The organism is Hydrotalea sp. (assembly GCA_030054115.1).
Classification (GTDB): domain Bacteria; phylum Pseudomonadota; class Alphaproteobacteria; order JASGCL01; family JASGCL01; genus JASGCL01.
Map to the genome: position 1 here is coordinate 1 of JASGCL010000089.1, position 2,097 is coordinate 2,097.

General features: G+C 46.6%; 1 protein-coding gene. It reads left to right on the forward strand.

The features are described 5' to 3' along the window. Window positions 1-745 precede the first annotated feature (745 nt). A partial coding sequence (locus QM529_07765) for a hypothetical protein (GenBank protein ID MDI9314551.1) occupies window positions 746-2,097 on the forward strand: 1,352 nt, incomplete at its 3' end.

The window sequence follows — 2,097 nt, forward strand, 5'->3', positions numbered from 1 at the left end:
AAATACGAACACCGCGCCAGCGGTGGAGATATTTTTTGGGTGGGTTCGTTAGCAATATTTTTGATATAAAAAACATATAAGAATAAAAAAATATCGTTGGCGAACCCACCCGAAAAACATGGTCGCTGACGCTCCCTGTTTTTCTCCCTCCCTTGCTGAAGCAATGGAGGCAATGTCGTATTTTTATCTTCTCTACCTTTTTTCAAAGAAAATGCCTTAAAAGCCTGTCGGCGTGCTTTAGCCGCCGACGAGGGATAAAAATACGAACACCGCGACAGCGGTGGAGATATTTTTTGGGTGGGTTCGCCAACATGATTTTTTATTCTTTAACTTCCTTTCCCCGCGCTATCACATCTGGTGGCGATTGTAAAGAACAAAATAAGAACGAAAATACAGACATAAATAATGCATAATTAAAACAAATTTTTCTGTTGTGTTTGAAAGTAAAAAATATATTATTATGTTGACAAATAGAGACAAAAGATGTATAAAGAATCGTCTAAGTGGCGTGAAGTCATTTAGCAATTGTAGACAGGCAAAAATCATGAGAAAGGGACATATCATGAAAAATAAAAATCAATTTATCGGCGCGACCCCGCGCTTAAACAGCCCGCGCCCAAGTGGCGTAGCAACAGTGCAAATAAAATATGATCTATGTTGATTTCAAAAAAAAATCTCTTTATAGTAGAAAACTAAAATATAAAAACAAACCACAACAAATTAATTAAAAAGAAAAGAAAAGACCATGAAAAAAAATATATTAATCAATGCAACCGCAATGTTGCTTATCACCACCGCCTTAAATACTGCGGTTTTCACGACCCAAGCCAATGCGCAAACCGCAAAAAATACAAACTTATCGTCCTCAAGCAGCGTAGCGGTAGGACGGAATATGTTGGCGAATGCCATCGATGGCAAATTACTGCTGAAGGCCGATGTGGGTTATGTTTACAGCTTTGGCGGCGGTTGGACAAAATCCGGCACCGGCGTGACCGGCGACAACCAATCGACCGCGACCGGTGGTTTTGGTTATGGCGTCAGTTTGGGTTACACCAACAAATCGGGCTGGGGCGTTTCGGCCGATTATTTGGGCTTCGCCCATAAATGGACCGGCGTCGGGGCCGGTGGCCAGGGGAATTATAATTTTGACGCGCCGTATCACGTTATGACCGTGACCCCCAGCTATCGTTTCGCGCTGGACCGTGCGAACCGTTGGGGTTTGCGTTTGGGTTTGGGTTTGGGTTTCAGCCTGTCCGACATTTCATGGAAAGCGGCCGGTTCACCAAGCGGTGCCGCCAGCAACGGCACGAAAGTGGCGGGTGGGGCGGCTTATAGTATTGGACAAGGGGCGACTGTCCCCAATAGTGGGACGGGTCAGGCCAATGCTAATTGTCTGGGCAATGGCAATTTTCTTGCTATTGACAGCAACAACACGGGTTTTCCCGCCAGTACGCCGACCAATGTCTGCCTTGATAGGACTAGCGGCAGTCCAGTTCGTGTTGCTGGTAGCATTCTTACCGATGCTGAAATAGCAAGCTTGTTTGCTATTGATGCGACGGCTGATGCTAATGGCAATGCTAGAGCAGGGGCAGCTTATAATTCAGGCACCGTGGCCCAGGGCGTTTGGTCAGACAATGCGATAGTCGGTGATGCTACTGCCTTTAAGAATATGTTAGTTAATGTTGGTGTTTCCAATCGCGCGGATGACAAATTTGAAGCAAATACCGGCACTGTAACCATTGCGAACAACGTTTGGACGAATGCGCTTAATTTCAGTAACAATTCCGTCAAGGGTTTGGTCAAGCTGTTGTCTGTGGTTGATGCGACCAAGACAACATTTGCTGGCAATGCGACTATTAGCTATGGTGGCCCTAACGGCTATGACGGCTATGCCTCATTCACCGACGCGCAACGCGGCCTGTTGGTAACCAAGCTGGGGGCGAGCGCAACATTTGGCGCGGTGCCCGATAGTGCATGGGCGGGTGGCAAAGGTTTGACCCTTGGGTTTACCGGCGCGACCGCACCGACCTTGGCTTATGACTCATTGTCGGAGGCGACCCTGAAGGATAAAGCAAAAGACGCCAATAGTTTAAAAAC